A 14,265-nucleotide genomic window follows, 5' to 3' on the forward strand; every position below is an offset into this window, starting at 1 on the left:
TCGGCACGCGCCGTACTTTTGGTTTATCGAATAAATGAATATATAAATAATATAAAAATCAGCACATCGAAAGACGAATCGATATCACTCCCGCAACACCCCATATCTCGTCATCAATCAGGACAAGCCAATACTAAAATCAATATAAGCAAACTCTAATTTATCGAGATTTTCGTACGCCGGTGATGGATATATTAATCAAGTTCGAAATCATACTTTTCGGTCAAAACAAATCAGACCAGACAAATCATTTTTTATTTCATCAGTTTTTAATTTTTTAATTCAGGCAAATTTTGGTTCGCCATTTAAAGTCAATTATATCCAGAGATGGCACATTAAAAAGACACATTCACGCCACATTTAGGTGGCATTTAGGCCATACAAAACAATTAAAACGGACAGAAAACATGAGAAATAAACACGCAAATAACTGATTTAAAATACAAAAAATACACAATCACGCATGTCCATTTTATACATCCTTCCCGCAGCATAAGCGAAGGAACGAATATCTAATGGATGAAATTTCATATAAAGATTGTTTAAAGGTAATCCATATAGCGTATTTATTGTTAATGAAGTTAATTTAGTGCATTTACTCGATTTGTTCATAAATCGATTACATTTGAACCTCACCCCATAAAATAGCAACAAGTAAAAAACAAAAGACGCTTTATGACTTGAATTCCAAAGACACAAACAATAAATTAAATCCCTATTGTTCTTTACTATTTTACCTTCACTCTCTTCCAGCACTTATTCACCCAAGTGTTTATCAACGCACTTTATTTGATGTTGATTCGATTTTTATTTAAGCAAAAAACCACTTTTCGCTTACAGGAAATGAGGAAATATGACCAGCAGTGAATTGCTCTCAAAAAGTCGTCCGCTGACCGTAAAACTCGCGGACAATAAAAATTATGTTGTCACCCATTTCACGGGTGAAGAAGCAATTTCTGAAGGTTGCCGATTTTCCTTGTCTGTTGCTTCAAGCGCAGAGATCAAAGAGAGTAACCTCGGTAAAAACGTCTCCGTCTCTCTGGAGCAGTCTTTAGAAACCCGCTGCTTCTCCGGGCTGTGCACTTCGGTCGAATTCACCGGGTTCAGTCAGGAAAAACAGCTTTACTTCTATCAGATCGAAGCGGCTGATCCGATGTCCTTGCTGGCTTACCGCCGGAACCGTCAGATTTTTCAGAACATGACCACCCGGCAAATTCTGGATACCCTGCTCGGCGACGCTGACTTTAAAAACTATTTTTCCTATGCCGTCTCAGGCAGCGGAAAACAGCATGAATACTGCGTCCAGCTAGACGAAACCGATCAGCAATTTATCCGCCGCCTGCTCGCCAGCGAAGGGTGGCATTTTCATATCCGTCATGAGTCCGGCAAACCTTCCGTCGTGATTGCAGATTCAAACCAGCGTTTTGAGTCCATGCCAGAACCGACGCTGTATTATCAGGACGGCAGTCAGGCATCGCACCGCGCACTCAGTCACTGGAGCCACGCCACACACATGGGCAGCGCCAAAGTTTCTCTGGCTGATCACACCCAGGCACTGGCCGAGGTCTTTGAAAGCGGGGAACGGAAAAGTGCGTTTGACAGCGCACCGGCTGGTCTTGAGCAAGCCTGGTTCGGTTTGGGTCAGGACAATAAGAACGAAGCCCGCGATGCGGCCAAACGCCAGATGGAGGCTCTGGACGCAGCAAAGTCAGTCTCCAAAGCCAGTTCCAGTATTGCGGCCGTCGCCTGCGGGTATAAGTTCCGCCTGAATAAACACCCGCTCAGCGCGATGAATCAGGAATACATCGTCACGCGACTCACCCATCATATCTCAACGGAAGAATCGGGGTCGGTGCCAGTCTATCGCAATCAGTTCAGCTGTATTCCGGCGTCTTCGGTGTACCGCCCGCTGGTTCAGGAAAAACCGAAAGTCCACAGCGTGCACACGGCGTCGGTGACCGGGCCCAGCGGCGAGGAAATTTACCGCGACAAAGCCGGACGCATCAAAGTCCAGTTCCACTGGGACAGAAACGGGAAAAGTGATGAGAACAGTTCATGTTGGTTGCCGGTGTCGCAAGGTCTGGCCAGCAAAGGCTTTGGCGCACAGTTTACACCCCGCGTCGGAGATGAAGTCCTGGTGCAGTATATTGACGGCGATCCGGACCGTCCGGTCGTCACCGGCTCTCTCTACAACACGAAAAACGCCGCGCCATACAGCGCAGCCACCCAAAGTGGCCTGAAAACCCGCTCGACCCCCAAAGGGAACAGTAAACAGGGCAATGAACTGCGCTTTGACGATCAGAAAGACAAAGAGCACATCTTCCTGCATGCGGAAAAAGACCTGCAGGTTGAGGCCAACAACGATCATCTGACGACCATCAAAGGCACGAAAAACACACAGGTTGAGAAGACGGTTACGCTGAGTGCCAAAGATGCGATTCTGGTTGAAGGCGACAAAACCATCACCACCAAAAGCAAGGAAGACTGGAAGGGCGACAGCGGAAAAGATCTCAACCTGAAGGCGGGCGCCAGTATGGACCTGTCCGCCAAATCATCAGTCACTGTTGACGGCAGCACCATCTCGCTCAGCGGAAAAAGCAAGATTGAACTGAAAGTCGGTGCCAGCAAAATTGAAATCAGCGCCAGCGGCATCAAGATCGATGCGCCGCAGGTCGCGATCACCGGCAAAGCAAAAGCCGAAATGAAAGCGGCCATGGTCACGGTCGAAGGACAGGGAAAAGCCGATGTCAAAGCCGCAATTGTGACCGTAAACGGCAGCGCCATGACCCAGGTGAAAGCCGGCGCCATGGTGCAGATTCAGGGTGCGATAGCCAAGGTAAACTAATGACTTTACGCAAAATTCCATACCAAAACGCCAGCGACATCATCGGGTTGTACTCACCCAGTGATCCGTTCAGCCAACTGGCGGCAGAAGGCCATGCTCCCGGGGACCTGATTGAAGCGGCCATGACGCAGGAAATGTTTGCTGATGCTGTCACATTTCTCGCTCACGCCCTGCCTGTGCGCGAGTGCATCTGGTGGGCCGCCTGCTGCGCCGCGACGCGCAGTGACTGGAATGAACACGAAGCCAATGCAGTGCGCGCCGCAAAAGCCTGGGTTCATACCCCGGACGAAACCAGCCGTCGTTACGCGGAACAGATGGCCGAACTGGCCGGACTCGAATCAGGCGCCGGATGGGCGGCTCAGTCGGCTTTCTGGAGCGGTGGCAGCATGACCAGCCCCAAAGATCCGGTCGTACCGCCGCCACCCTACCTGTACGCACAGGCCGTGGCAGGCTGCATCAACTTAAGCGCCGTCCTGCCGGATGGTGAAGATGCCAAACAACGATACCGTGATTTTATCAACATGGGTCTGAATATTGCCGCTGGCGGCAACGGCGAGAATTAGGAGTTCCGATGTTACCTGCAGCCCGTGCTACCGATATGCACATGTGTCCGATGCAAACCCCGGCGCCGGTCCCTATTCCGCACGTCGGCGGTCCGCTGCTGCCGTTGCCGACCACGGTCCTGATTGGCAACCTGCCCGCCGCCACTCTGGGGCAAATGTGCGTTTGTGTCGGCCCGCCGGACAGTGTGATCAAAGGCAGTGCCACCGTGCTGATCAACAATAAGCCAGCCGCCCGGATGGGCGACCAGACCTCACACGGCGGGGCCATCGTGATGGGGATGCCGACCGTGCTGATTGGTGGCTAATTGGTAGCGAATTGGAAGCTGATTGGTAGCTGATCGTCGGCTGATCCATTCAGACGGACGGACTCAAATGCGGAGACAACTGCCGGTCGGGATATGCTCGATGCGATCGCCGAGCACCTGTTTCAGGATCCGAAATGCTTTCATACCGGTGCAATGGCCGGTGTAGAGGCGATCAATGGGGTAAGCGCTGAGTTGCTCCCCGATTTTCCGGATATCGGCCTCACTGCCACCCAAAGTATTGAAAAGCGGCAATCCCACCAGATGAAACCCGCCGACAACGGCTTTGATCCGGACACCCGGAAACATCTCCACCGCCGTCTCAATCATATTTAACACGCCGGAATGAGCACAGCCGGTGAAAATCACTAGCCCATCCGGCTCCTGTATGATCATAAAGAGTTCATGCTCAAAAGGATCGGGCCTCAGACTATGTTTTTCCCCTGCGAACAAGTACCGGTTGCCGGCAGGCCGCGGATACTTTTCACTGATGTTCACGACACAGAACACATTGGGACAAATCTCCGTGGTCTGACGAATCAGCCAGAGCCTGTCTTTAAAGACTTCCAGCGGCGTGACATCCAGGCCGACCTCAAACTGAAGTGCAGTGTATTTGAATATCGGGTATTTAAAAAAGTAAGACTCGGTCGGACACGCACGTAAACAGACCCTGGCGTGCTGATTCTCGCGCAGAAAAACAGGTAAGCCGTTGCCATGATCATGGTGCCGGTGAGACAGAACAGCGACATCGACACGTGCAATATCTAAATCCAGCTGCCGGGCATTCTGCAAGAAAGTCTGTCCGCCGCCGACATCAAAAAGGATGGCACACCCCCCGGAGCTGACGTGATAAGACAGACCTTTCTCCGCCTTCAAATCTGTTCTGTTGGCAATCTTTTGATTATCAGCCAGGACATGAATGATCATGTACGCCTCCTTTCTCCGCTTACATCAACAAGCCGACGGCAAGTGTGAGCAGGCTGATCCCGATAGCCACAAAGTAAATCAGCTGATAGTGTCGGTTTTTAATCATGACAATCGCCGGGAACAGCATCCCCACGGCGATGACTGCCGGACCGCTGATCATTTTAATCAGGTCAATGATATTCGGATTCAGGATCCCGATGCCGACGAGCGCAACCGTCACCAGAACCATCAGGCCTTTTTCGTCGACTTTTTTGCTAAGAGGGGAATCCTTTAATCCGTCCTTAACACCAATGACCGTGCCCATGAGCGCACCAAAAGACGCGGCAGCCACGATAAAGAAACCAACAACGTTGAACCAGCCGCCTCCCATCAGCTGTGCGACCAGTGAAATTGAGTTGGCATTATTATCCGCGCTGTCGAGCAATGTACTGTTCAGAGACATCGAAACAGAGAACGAAAAGAACATCACCGTCACTGCAATTGCGGAACAACTGGCAAGCAGAGTCCGGGACGCAGATTGCTCACACACAGTTTTATTGTTATTGCTGTCTCGCATACTGGATTCGATGTACCCGGAGACGCAAGGAGAGAAATTCATGGCAAAGATGATGATCGGAATAAACGTGATGATCTCTTTCAGATGAAGTTCGGAAGGAGCAGACACAAGCTGCCAGTCCCATTTGGGAATTAACAAGCAGGACAGAAACAGAAGTACCAGAGATAAAGGCACAGCAATGTATTTCGTCAGCGACACGATCCGCCCGTGTCCTTGCGCCGAAAACAGATAAATAACAAGACCGATGCCAATCGCAGCAGCAATGCGTGCAATGTCGGTGTATTCCGGCGGTACACTCTGGGAGATGGCAGCCACCAGTGCGATGAAGTTAATCATGCAGATAGAAAAACTGGAAATAAACAACAAAGCGGCGTAAAGAAGCGAGGCCTTTTGCCCGGCCATGGATTTAATGGTCGCCACGGAGCCCCCGCCAGTTCCGCCGGAAATAATTAATCCGGAAAGTGTTTTATGATTCAGATAAGACAGCGGAATGCATAAAACAACCATGACCAAAAAGGCTGAAATACCGATGGTACCTGGTCCCAGCGCTTGCGGCACAAACAGCACCCCAATACCCATTGCAGTTGCGAAATGTGTTGCGACCCAACGGGAATTGACCCTATTGCGGGTGGCGGGGTGACTCACTGCAGACAAACTCACGTTTCATGCCTCCTGAATCGTCTTCTCATTCAACCGATGCCCTAGTGTTTGATACAAAAAAAACATCAAACCGCCATCAATCATGGAAGACAAACATTTCACTCAATAACCAATATGAAACAAAAAGCATTAAATTAGACGACAATATCAGTCAATTCAACCAAATGAATGATTGAGTTTAATATTTGTGACAACTACATATATTCCACATAAAGAGTGTGGAATATATACATCTAGATTGATATAAATCCCTCCATTGCGGAGGGGTGCCTGAGTGGTCTAAAGGGAATATCTTCTTTCAGGGAGTATTGAGTGCATTCTCGCGCTCCGTAGGTTCAAATCCTGCTCCCTCCGCCACTTCGACCCTCACCAGTCTGTGTCGCAACATTGATGTGAGGTCTTATGTCTAAAGTATCCAGCCAGTTCAAAGCATGTCATTTCCGGGATGAGTTTCCTGACATCAAGCGGGAGATACACCCCGGGTACCAGTTCTCTTGCCTGAAAGGCATCAATGATGGCGTGAATCCCTTTCTTGTGTATCGGACCCTGAACGGCCAGGTCGACAAAATCTTCCACGAGGCGTCTTTCGACGACACTTGCGTCGATGCCTTTGTTCAGCTCATTGCCAATGAGTCTGTCATTACGGATAAACTGCTGGTTGCCGGAGCGCACACTGTGGTTAACCTGAAAGACCGGCTTGAGATCGGAAAAGAGCCCATCGTCTCGCTTGATTTCAGCCTGAAGGCCATCGATAAAATCAACCAGCAGATCGGTATTGAGGCCGATTTCATGATCCCGCTGAACGATTTTTTCATGGAACATGACCCGTCAACGACCTCAGATCAGGCGGATAATAGATATCGTCAGGATGCCGTGTCCGAATATATTCTGCCGACACAAGCTGAGGAAATGTTCAAAGCCCACGCACGTCAGAGTGGCCGGAGCATTCAACCGTTTTATTGCAGTGAAAAAGGTATGGCTGACCGGTTTAACCGGCACATCAAAAATAAAAAGAAAGACTCTGAGCTTTTCGTTAGTTCGGATTCCGGGGCGAACTGGTACATGAGAATTGAAGATCAGTTCATTCCTGTCATTGAAAATAACAAACCCAACTGCGTTGCAGGCAACGCAGCCACGGAACGAGCCACCCGCTATCACATCACGCCAAACAAACAGTTCGATCACTACACGTCCCGGATCGGAATCTATCCACGCTGCTCCATGAACAACGTACTGAACGGATACCGGGTTGCCTGCAAAACGTATGATCACTTTGATATGCCTGGGTATTTCGTGTTCTTTGGAGGCTCATGTGCTTAACGAAGACAAAAGCATCTGCATAATAAAGTAATGTCACGAGCATAAAGGTCACAACAGTGGCCTTTTCTGATTTTTCTCTCCCGGCAACTTCCACTCAGATACCTTTTTCCCGCCAGTGTCTCGATCCTGAAAGCTGAAAAACTCTTGCAAAAAGCTTTCTGCCCGACCAAGAGATCGGTGAAATGCAACCGATGGCTTCCGCCGCATCCATCCAAGAAAAATAAATAGCAATAAAACCCACTAATTGATCAATATTAAGTCAAATAAGCAATTACAACCGATTATGATAGGTAATTTCACCTTTCATCATTCAATCAGCAATATTTGTGACCAGTGAGTTTATTCAGGATATTTCCGCTGGATGGTATGAAATTGAATTGATATAAATACACCCATCGCGGAGGGGTGCCTGAGTGGTCTAAAGGGAGTATCTTCTTCAACAGGATATTGAGTGTTACCATGCGCTCCGTAGGTTCAAATCCTGCTCCCTCCGCCACATTTCTCTGCTTTGGAGCAACCGGGTTAGCGAATACCGTTTCCGTTCCGGGTACCAGTTGTCGAGTGTTATCCTTCTTGAATCACATCCCTAAAATCAAGCACTTTCGTTCCCTGTATTCTTCGTGTTTTCAGCCCATGCTTTTGATTAATATGCTTTCCTCAAATTTTACTGACGTGTAGAAACCTAAGAAAAACATGCGACATTTACTGATTTTGGTCCTGTTTCTGGGACTTTCAGGGTGCTCGACCCTTGGACAGCCGACATTCAACGTGGTGGTTGATTCTTTGACATCCGGTACAGCGCAGCATCAAAAAACCTATGTACTGCTGCCCGGAAATGCGGGGGTTTCGGTGAATGAACTTCAGTTCAGAGAATACTCGGCTTATCTGGTGCGGGTGCTGCAAGCCAAAGGCTACGTTGCCGCAACCACCCCTGAATCCGCGGAACAGGCGATCTTTTTGTCTTACGGCATTGGTGAACCCCAAACCCAGCACTATTCGTATCAGCTGCCGACATGGGGACAAACCGGCGTCGCCTTTGCTAACAGCTACAAGACCACCAGCACATTCGGCAGTATGACATCGCAGACCGGGACGACAATGAACACCCCGTCCTACGGAATCACGGGATATCAGACTTACACAGCTTCCGAAACCACTTACCTGAAATATGTCCAGATCGAAGGCATTGCTTTCGACAAAAACAGCCGCTCAGAAACACCGGTTCCGTTGTGGAAAACCACAGCGACCAGTTCAGATGCCAGTGACGATCTCCGTCGGGTATTCCCGGTTTTGGTGGCTGCATCGGCGCCTTATCTGGCCACCAACACAGGTCAGAAAGTCCATGTCGCTCTGACGGAATCCGATGCGGCCGTCAGTTCAGTGAAAGGCCTGTCAGTGAAAGGTCTACCGCTGGAATAAACCCCCTCGGAATTGCCCGTCTGTCAGACGGGCTTTTCTGAAGCACGGCTTCTGATATCCTGCCCCACCTGCCTACTCAGGAAAGAATCACGGCACCAGCCGGTAAGTAATGACATATAGCTGATCATCATCCGGATAAATCTCCCGAATCACGGTTTTCAGCTCAGCCAGCGTCATATTTTCCTGCCGGGCATGAAATTCAGACAAGTCCTGAAACAAAATGGGTTCGACGGAAAGAATCTCAAGCCGGCAAAAGTCCCGGCCCTCTTCCAGCGTTGAGACCTGCACAACACTTCCCGGCACATAATGGCTTTCAGAAACATCCCGGATGGTGATGGTTTTCCGGCCCGACAGAATATCGGCTTCAAAACGGGCGAAAAATGTCATGGTCGTGGTCGCAATCATCGATGTCTCCCGAATTCAGATTGATCGGTGTGTTTCAGTGGTGTCAGGCACATGGCAATCCCGGCTGCATAAATCAGAGGCAGCACGGATACCGCTATCCCCACCAGAATTGCCGACGCATCAGTCATCGCGCCTGTCACAATATCATAGGACGTGAAGGTCCGGACCAGCCCAATCAGAGCCGCAAAAAAGCCACTGACCCAGGCCATTTTCTCCGCACAGGCCAGTTTTTCCTGAAATGATTTCCCCTGTGAAGCCGCATAACCGGCAACAGAAACAGCAACGACATAACAAAGCGCCTGCGGGTCCAGTAACATCACAAGATCATCGAAAGGGATGAGCAGACTTATCAGGAAAACAGGGACCATGGCATTCAGGCAATACGACGCAGACCATTTCATGTTCATCAACTCGCAGTGCAAAACTTCAGCGGTTCAACCACCGCAAACCTGCGGTGCCTGTCAGTAAAGCGCTGTTGCATCATGATTGATATTCCCCTGCCAGTAACTGCGCTGGAGACAATGGGTCTCCCTGCCAGACATAACGGTGACGGCTTTTGATCAAACCCGAGAGTTCAAGCAGAACCCTTTCTTCCACCAAGGATAAGCCGTCTTCACATAAATACTGCTGATGCAGCACAATGATAGGTTCCAGAAAAGAGAAAGAGCGCGGGTACACCTGCCGGTAAGCACGCTTCAGCGTATCAGCCGCCAGGTAAAAGTGACCGACAGCCAAACGCCGGCTGGAAAAAGGGGCCTGCGAAATTTCCGTGGCACTTTTTCCGGTTCTGGCATCCGTGACCGTCACCTGATCCTGAGCGACCTGAATGTAAATCACCCGTCGATATTGACGCAGTCTGTTCATACCTCGATCCTTTCTTCACGCACCCGATCTCATCAGATCAAGCCTGATCCTTTTTCTCTTCCAGCAGGAATTTCCCGGACTGCACAAGGATCTTTCCGACACTGATCCAGATTTTCAGAATATAAAAACCGAAGAACAAAGCGATGATATTCATGAACGACTGCGAGACTCTGATTTCATGGCTGCCAAAAGCCAGAAAGAACCCCTGTTCCTGCGTATCAATCAGGTACTGATGCACCGGGCTGCCCGGAAACTCCTGAATATAGTCGTTCAGGTTCAGCGCCAGCAGCATCAGAACATAAGCGCCCATCACCAGCAGGCCACCGCCGATGATCAGCTGAAACAGCCGGGACAGACTCACCTTATTGCCTCGTGGCTGTGCGCGTTGGGGCCCCTGCGTTTGTGCGTGTTGCGAATTCGACTCGATGTGATGTATGCCGGCCTGCCGCATCGTAAACCATCCTCTGAGATCCCGACGTCCTTCGGAATCGGAATAAATGAAAACAGTTACGAGCGGCGACCAATATTGAAAAGATAAATAAAGACAATCGGTTATCTGAGTTTTTTGCGAGCTCTATTCAAAAAAAGGCACTTCATCACGGCACCGTGCACAAGGTTTTATAGATTCTGACGTTTTACTAATACAGAAGACAATGATGAATAGCTGTATCCAATACAGCAGAACCCACCCGTTTGCCTGAAAAACACGGCAAATGAAGCATTCTAAGGGACAAACAATGAATATCAGTCAGGTGATTGACGCACTGCGAGAGAGCGGCTACTACCAGCGCTTAGTTCCCGAGCAAAGTGCGATCAACATTCGCAACTTTGTCTACGGCGACATGGACTACACCGATTTTCAACCGAATCCGACCCTGCCCGGATTTTTCATGTCCAAGTTCTTCAAGGAAAATCTGAAAGACCTGGAAGATACCCCGGAACAGATCGCCCGGTATTTACACGCGCTGGCCCTGTCGATGGAAGACAAGTCATGGGTCACCAGCGTCAACATCCGGAAACTAAGACAGTGGATGCCGACCTTCCATGACTACATCATGTCTCCGTCTCAACTGATGCAGCGCCTTTTCGCCGATGAGTATGATGCAGAAGATGGGATCGAACGACTCAGGAAGGAATTCTCAGAAACCGAAGTCCGAGAATTTCTCCAAAGTGACCACCTCAAAACAGACGGGCACTACAACGATGAACATCATCTGTACTGCCGCTATGTGTGGTTTCCTGAGCTCGAACAGGCGGTGGCAGAAAAAGATCCGGCCCGTTTCGAAGCACTGCTGCTCACTTACCTGCAGGCGCTGGCACACGATTATGCCAATGCCAGCTACATTCCCAACTTACGCAGAAGAAAACGCAAAGGGGACAACAACCAATACCGGACTTCGCTGCCGCCCGAAGCCATTCAGGCACTGACCGCGCTTCTGCAGGGACAGGGAGACTGGGATCAGGATCCGGAGCTGATCCGCAGCCATCTGAATCGCGAACCCATCTATAAACATGACCGGACCGCTTATACCCTGCTGGAAGCCGATCAGGATTTTTGTGCCCTGTTCCGCTGGATTTGCAATAGTGAAGACAAAATTATCCTGCAGTCCGGTGCGGCCAACAATCTGAAGCAGCTGGTCTTTTTACTGGACCCGAACGTATGGATTGAGCAGCATTTCCTGCAGGACTGCTACCACTATTGCAGCTGGTCTGATGAAGATGAGGTGATGGAGGAGCTGACCGCCGCAATCAAGGCTGCCCCGGACAAAAAAGATCAGCTCATTGCCTTTACCCTGCGCTACACCTTTGAACATTACGACTGCGCGTTCGGACGTACACCGGCAGGCACGCCGGAAAACAACCCGCATAATCAGCTGCTCCGCACGTTGATTTCGCAGTATGGTGCCCGCTACCTCTGGGAGACGTTCGAGCCCAGAAGCATTATTGAGCAGCGGCTGGGGTATTACACCCTCGCCTCCCTGGCAGAAGACGGCAGCCTGGCCGAACTGAAAAACGCCTATGATCGCCAGTGGCTGGAAGGGCTCAGTGCCCGGTTCACCCAAAACGACAAAGATGCTCAATTACTGTTTGATTATCTTCTCTCCGGAGAACACGAAAGCCAGATCAGCAAATTAGTGATCAATCCAGAGTGTCGTTTCGGGACGGTGTGTTATCTGGAAGACCCACTGCTGCAACGCCTCACCCGAGTGATGCTGAACGGCAAAAACACCAAACACTTCCCGCGCTATCTGATGGGTGCTCACCGGCTGTTCACGTCAGCACCGTTACGTCTGATTTCAGACGTGGTGCTTGAAAAACCGGCCTATCACGACATCGCTTTCAAAGCCTACGCCGAGTACGCCGAATCTTTTGCGGAGCGGAATGAGCTGGGGGATGACAGTTATCGCTGGCAGGGGATCGAGTTTACCGACCACATTGCCGCAGCAGAACTGGAATATCTGATGCAGCATGGTATGGCCTGCGTGCACCAGCTCTCCAAACAGTCCGCCAAATATAAAGGGATTCTGCTGCCCATGCTGAAAGGGCGGATCTCCGTCGCCGAAGAAGCCCTGTTGCTGGTTGATTTCCTGAAAGAAAAACAGAAAGGGGTCATTACAGCCACCAAGGCGTGTCTGAACGCCCTGCCGGAGGCACTCCGCCAGACCGTCCGCGAGAAAATCCTGACCGAACTTGCGACCTTCAATGCGCAGCAGGAAGTCCATGCGGTTGAAGTGCTGTGTGACCAAGGCATTGATTCAGACATGGCCCGTCAGCTGTTGGAACGGGTTCAGTCGACTGCTTCCCGCACCCTGCTGGTTGAACAAGGCAATCTCGATTTCACGCAATTATATACCGGCGCTGGGGGTCAGTTTGATCTGGATGCCTATCTGGCGGAAAGCTATACCGCACCGAAAAAAGCGCCGCTCGATCTCAGTCTGCTGCCCCTGCCGGAACGGACCGACGGCAAACCGGCAGACGACGCCGTCATGCAGCTGTGCCTGATCTATCAGAACCACGAAGGCTACAGCGTCAGCCAGGAAGCCCACGCGATTGCAGGCGCCTTTACGCCGGACTCTCTGTCGCAGTTTGCACACAGCCTGCTGAGCGGATTTGGCCCGAAAATCACCGCCAAAAATAAATGGCTGATGACGATCCCTGCAATTCACGGTGATGCCAGCGTGATGAAAGCACTGGCGGCCCTGACGGAAAAATTCGCCAACGGTTCCAAGCACCAGCTGGCCGGTCACCTGATGAAAATGATGGGGCTCAGCGGCCTGACGCAGGCCTACATGGAAATCGACCGCATCTGCCGCAATACCAAAAAGCAAAGTGTCAAAGATGCCGCCAACGAAGCCTTTGTCATCGGCGCGAAGCAAGCGGGGATCACCAAAGACGAACTCGGCGATCAGCTGGTAGACGATCTGGGCTTTGACGGAGACCAGATTCCACTCGAATACTGTGGTCAGACGCTGTCACTGATCCTCAATGAGGAACTGAAATTTGTCATCCGCAAACCAGACGGCAAACTCACCAAAACCCTGCCGAAACCCAAGCAGGACGATGATGCCGAGCAGGCGGAGCTGGCCAAACAGCATTTCAACGCGCTGAAAAAGCTGCTGAAAGACATGGTCGGCCTGCAGGTCAGACGCATGGAAGATGCTTTTGTGGCGTGGCGGATGTGGTCCCTCGACCGCTGGCAGGCTCTGTTTCTGGGGAATCCGGTGATGCACAAAATTGCCAGCCAGTTGGTTTGGGGGGTGTACGAAAATAACCAGCTGGTCTGTACCTTCCTGCCGAATCCGGAACCGGTCGACATGGAAGATGAACCGGTCGACCTCCCGGCCAACGGCAACATCGGGCTGGTCCATCCAACCGAACTGTCTTCCGGACAACTGGAAGCCTGGCAGAGTTACTTTGACGACTGGAATCTGGAACCTTTGTTCGGCCAGCTGTCGCGGGATGTCGTCGAACTGCAACCGGCCACGGGCAATCAGTACCATGTGCCGTGTTTCAGCCGCAAGTCGCCATCCACCGTCATTAACCGGCTGCGTAAAAACGGCTGGGCGGTCGGTTCCGTGCGCGACGGTGGTTCATTCGACGAACTCTACAAAGAGCTGGACGGGCTCAACGTCGGCATTGAAATCACCCTTGATGAAAGTGTCTGGCATGGCGGATACGGCTACGAAAGTGATGAATCGACAGTCACCGCGAAAACCGTCGAGTTCTACCGCACCGGTCGTCTGCACCGGGGCAGCTATATCTACGATGACTTGCAGGAAGAAGAATACGCCGATCTTCGCCTGACAGCTGACGACCTGCCGGAACGGGTTGCCCGCGAGCTGCTGCTGGAAGCCAAGAAAGCCTTCCTGTAACACTGCGTCTCTTCCAGCCAGCCCTCACCTG

12 protein-coding genes and 2 tRNA genes are annotated in these 14,265 nt (G+C 50.8%); 8 read left to right on the forward strand and 6 right to left on the reverse strand.

The window, feature by feature from the left end; translation table 11 throughout:
- The first annotated feature begins 853 nt into the window (after positions 1–853).
- The 3 genes from SPK40_RS19235 to SPK40_RS19245 are packed head-to-tail and all read left to right on the forward strand — an operon-like array spanning position 854 to position 3,713.
- Positions 854–2,845 carry a type VI secretion system Vgr family protein gene (locus SPK40_RS19235; protein ID WP_330961574.1) on the forward strand — a complete coding sequence of 664 codons (1,992 nt, stop codon included), beginning with the start codon at positions 854–856 and terminating at the stop codon, positions 2,843–2,845.
- Positions 2,845–3,408 carry a DUF6931 family protein gene (locus SPK40_RS19240; RefSeq protein WP_330961575.1) on the forward strand — a complete coding sequence of 188 codons (564 nt, stop codon included), beginning with the start codon at positions 2,845–2,847 and terminating at the stop codon, positions 3,406–3,408. Before SPK40_RS19235 ends, SPK40_RS19240 begins: the two co-directional genes overlap by 1 nt.
- Positions 3,409–3,416: 8 nt before the next feature.
- The gene (locus SPK40_RS19245; protein WP_248144256.1) at positions 3,417–3,713 is read left to right on the forward strand and encodes a PAAR domain-containing protein; all 297 of its coding nucleotides are present in this window, start codon (positions 3,417–3,419) and stop codon (positions 3,711–3,713) included.
- 63 nt (positions 3,714–3,776) lie between these two features.
- Here SPK40_RS19245 and SPK40_RS19250 read toward each other — a convergent pair whose 3' ends face one another.
- Positions 3,777–4,637 (reverse strand): MBL fold metallo-hydrolase, encoded by an 861-nt coding sequence (locus tag SPK40_RS19250; protein ID WP_330961576.1) that lies wholly within the window; start codon positions 4,635–4,637, stop codon positions 3,777–3,779.
- Between the two features lie 19 nt (positions 4,638–4,656).
- Positions 4,657–5,853: a hypothetical protein gene (locus tag SPK40_RS19255; protein WP_330961577.1), complete on the reverse strand. Its 1,197-nt coding sequence runs from the start codon at positions 5,851–5,853 to the stop codon at positions 4,657–4,659.
- 260 nt (positions 5,854–6,113) lie between these two features.
- On the opposite strand from SPK40_RS19255, the gene SPK40_RS19260 reads away from it, so the two are divergent.
- The 4 genes from SPK40_RS19260 (at position 6,114) to SPK40_RS19275 (ending at position 8,592) form a co-directional block, all read left to right on the forward strand.
- A tRNA-Leu gene (locus tag SPK40_RS19260) sits at positions 6,114–6,210 on the forward strand.
- A 45-nt stretch (positions 6,211–6,255) separates the two neighbouring features.
- Complete coding sequence (locus SPK40_RS19265; RefSeq protein WP_248144259.1) at positions 6,256–7,173, forward strand: hypothetical protein; 918 nt, start codon at positions 6,256–6,258, stop codon at positions 7,171–7,173.
- Between the two features lie 399 nt (positions 7,174–7,572).
- Positions 7,573–7,669, forward strand: a tRNA-OTHER gene (locus tag SPK40_RS19270).
- A 197-nt stretch (positions 7,670–7,866) separates the two neighbouring features.
- On the forward strand, positions 7,867–8,592 hold the full coding sequence (locus SPK40_RS19275; RefSeq protein WP_330961578.1) for a hypothetical protein: 726 nt from the start codon (positions 7,867–7,869) through the stop codon (positions 8,590–8,592).
- Positions 8,593–8,679: 87 nt separating this feature from the next.
- Here SPK40_RS19275 and yqfB read toward each other — a convergent pair whose 3' ends face one another.
- The 4 genes from yqfB to SPK40_RS19295 all read right to left on the reverse strand — a co-directional run bounded on the left by yqfB (position 8,680) and on the right by SPK40_RS19295 (position 10,222).
- Positions 8,680–8,997: a N(4)-acetylcytidine aminohydrolase gene (gene yqfB, locus SPK40_RS19280; protein ID WP_330961579.1), complete on the reverse strand. Its 318-nt coding sequence runs from the start codon at positions 8,995–8,997 to the stop codon at positions 8,680–8,682.
- Complete coding sequence (locus tag SPK40_RS19285; RefSeq protein WP_330961580.1) at positions 8,994–9,404, reverse strand: hypothetical protein; 411 nt, start codon at positions 9,402–9,404, stop codon at positions 8,994–8,996. The genes yqfB and SPK40_RS19285 overlap by 4 nt, the downstream gene beginning before the upstream one ends.
- A 73-nt stretch (positions 9,405–9,477) precedes the next feature.
- Positions 9,478–9,861 carry a hypothetical protein gene (locus SPK40_RS19290; RefSeq protein WP_330961581.1) on the reverse strand — a complete coding sequence of 128 codons (384 nt, stop codon included), beginning with the start codon at positions 9,859–9,861 and terminating at the stop codon, positions 9,478–9,480.
- A gap of 37 nt (positions 9,862–9,898) precedes the next feature.
- Positions 9,899–10,222, reverse strand: a complete 324-nt coding sequence (locus SPK40_RS19295; RefSeq protein ID WP_330961582.1) for a hypothetical protein — start codon at positions 10,220–10,222, stop codon at positions 9,899–9,901.
- Between the two features lie 376 nt (positions 10,223–10,598).
- Here SPK40_RS19295 and SPK40_RS19300 point away from each other — a divergent pair, with 376 nt between their 5' ends.
- On the forward strand, positions 10,599–14,234 hold the full coding sequence (locus SPK40_RS19300) for a DUF4132 domain-containing protein (protein ID WP_330961583.1): 3,636 nt from the start codon (positions 10,599–10,601) through the stop codon (positions 14,232–14,234).
- Positions 14,235–14,265: the final 31 nt, after the last annotated feature.

This window comes from Photobacterium sp. 53610 (genome assembly GCF_036409375.1).
Taxonomy (GTDB): Bacteria; Pseudomonadota; Gammaproteobacteria; order Enterobacterales; family Vibrionaceae; genus Photobacterium.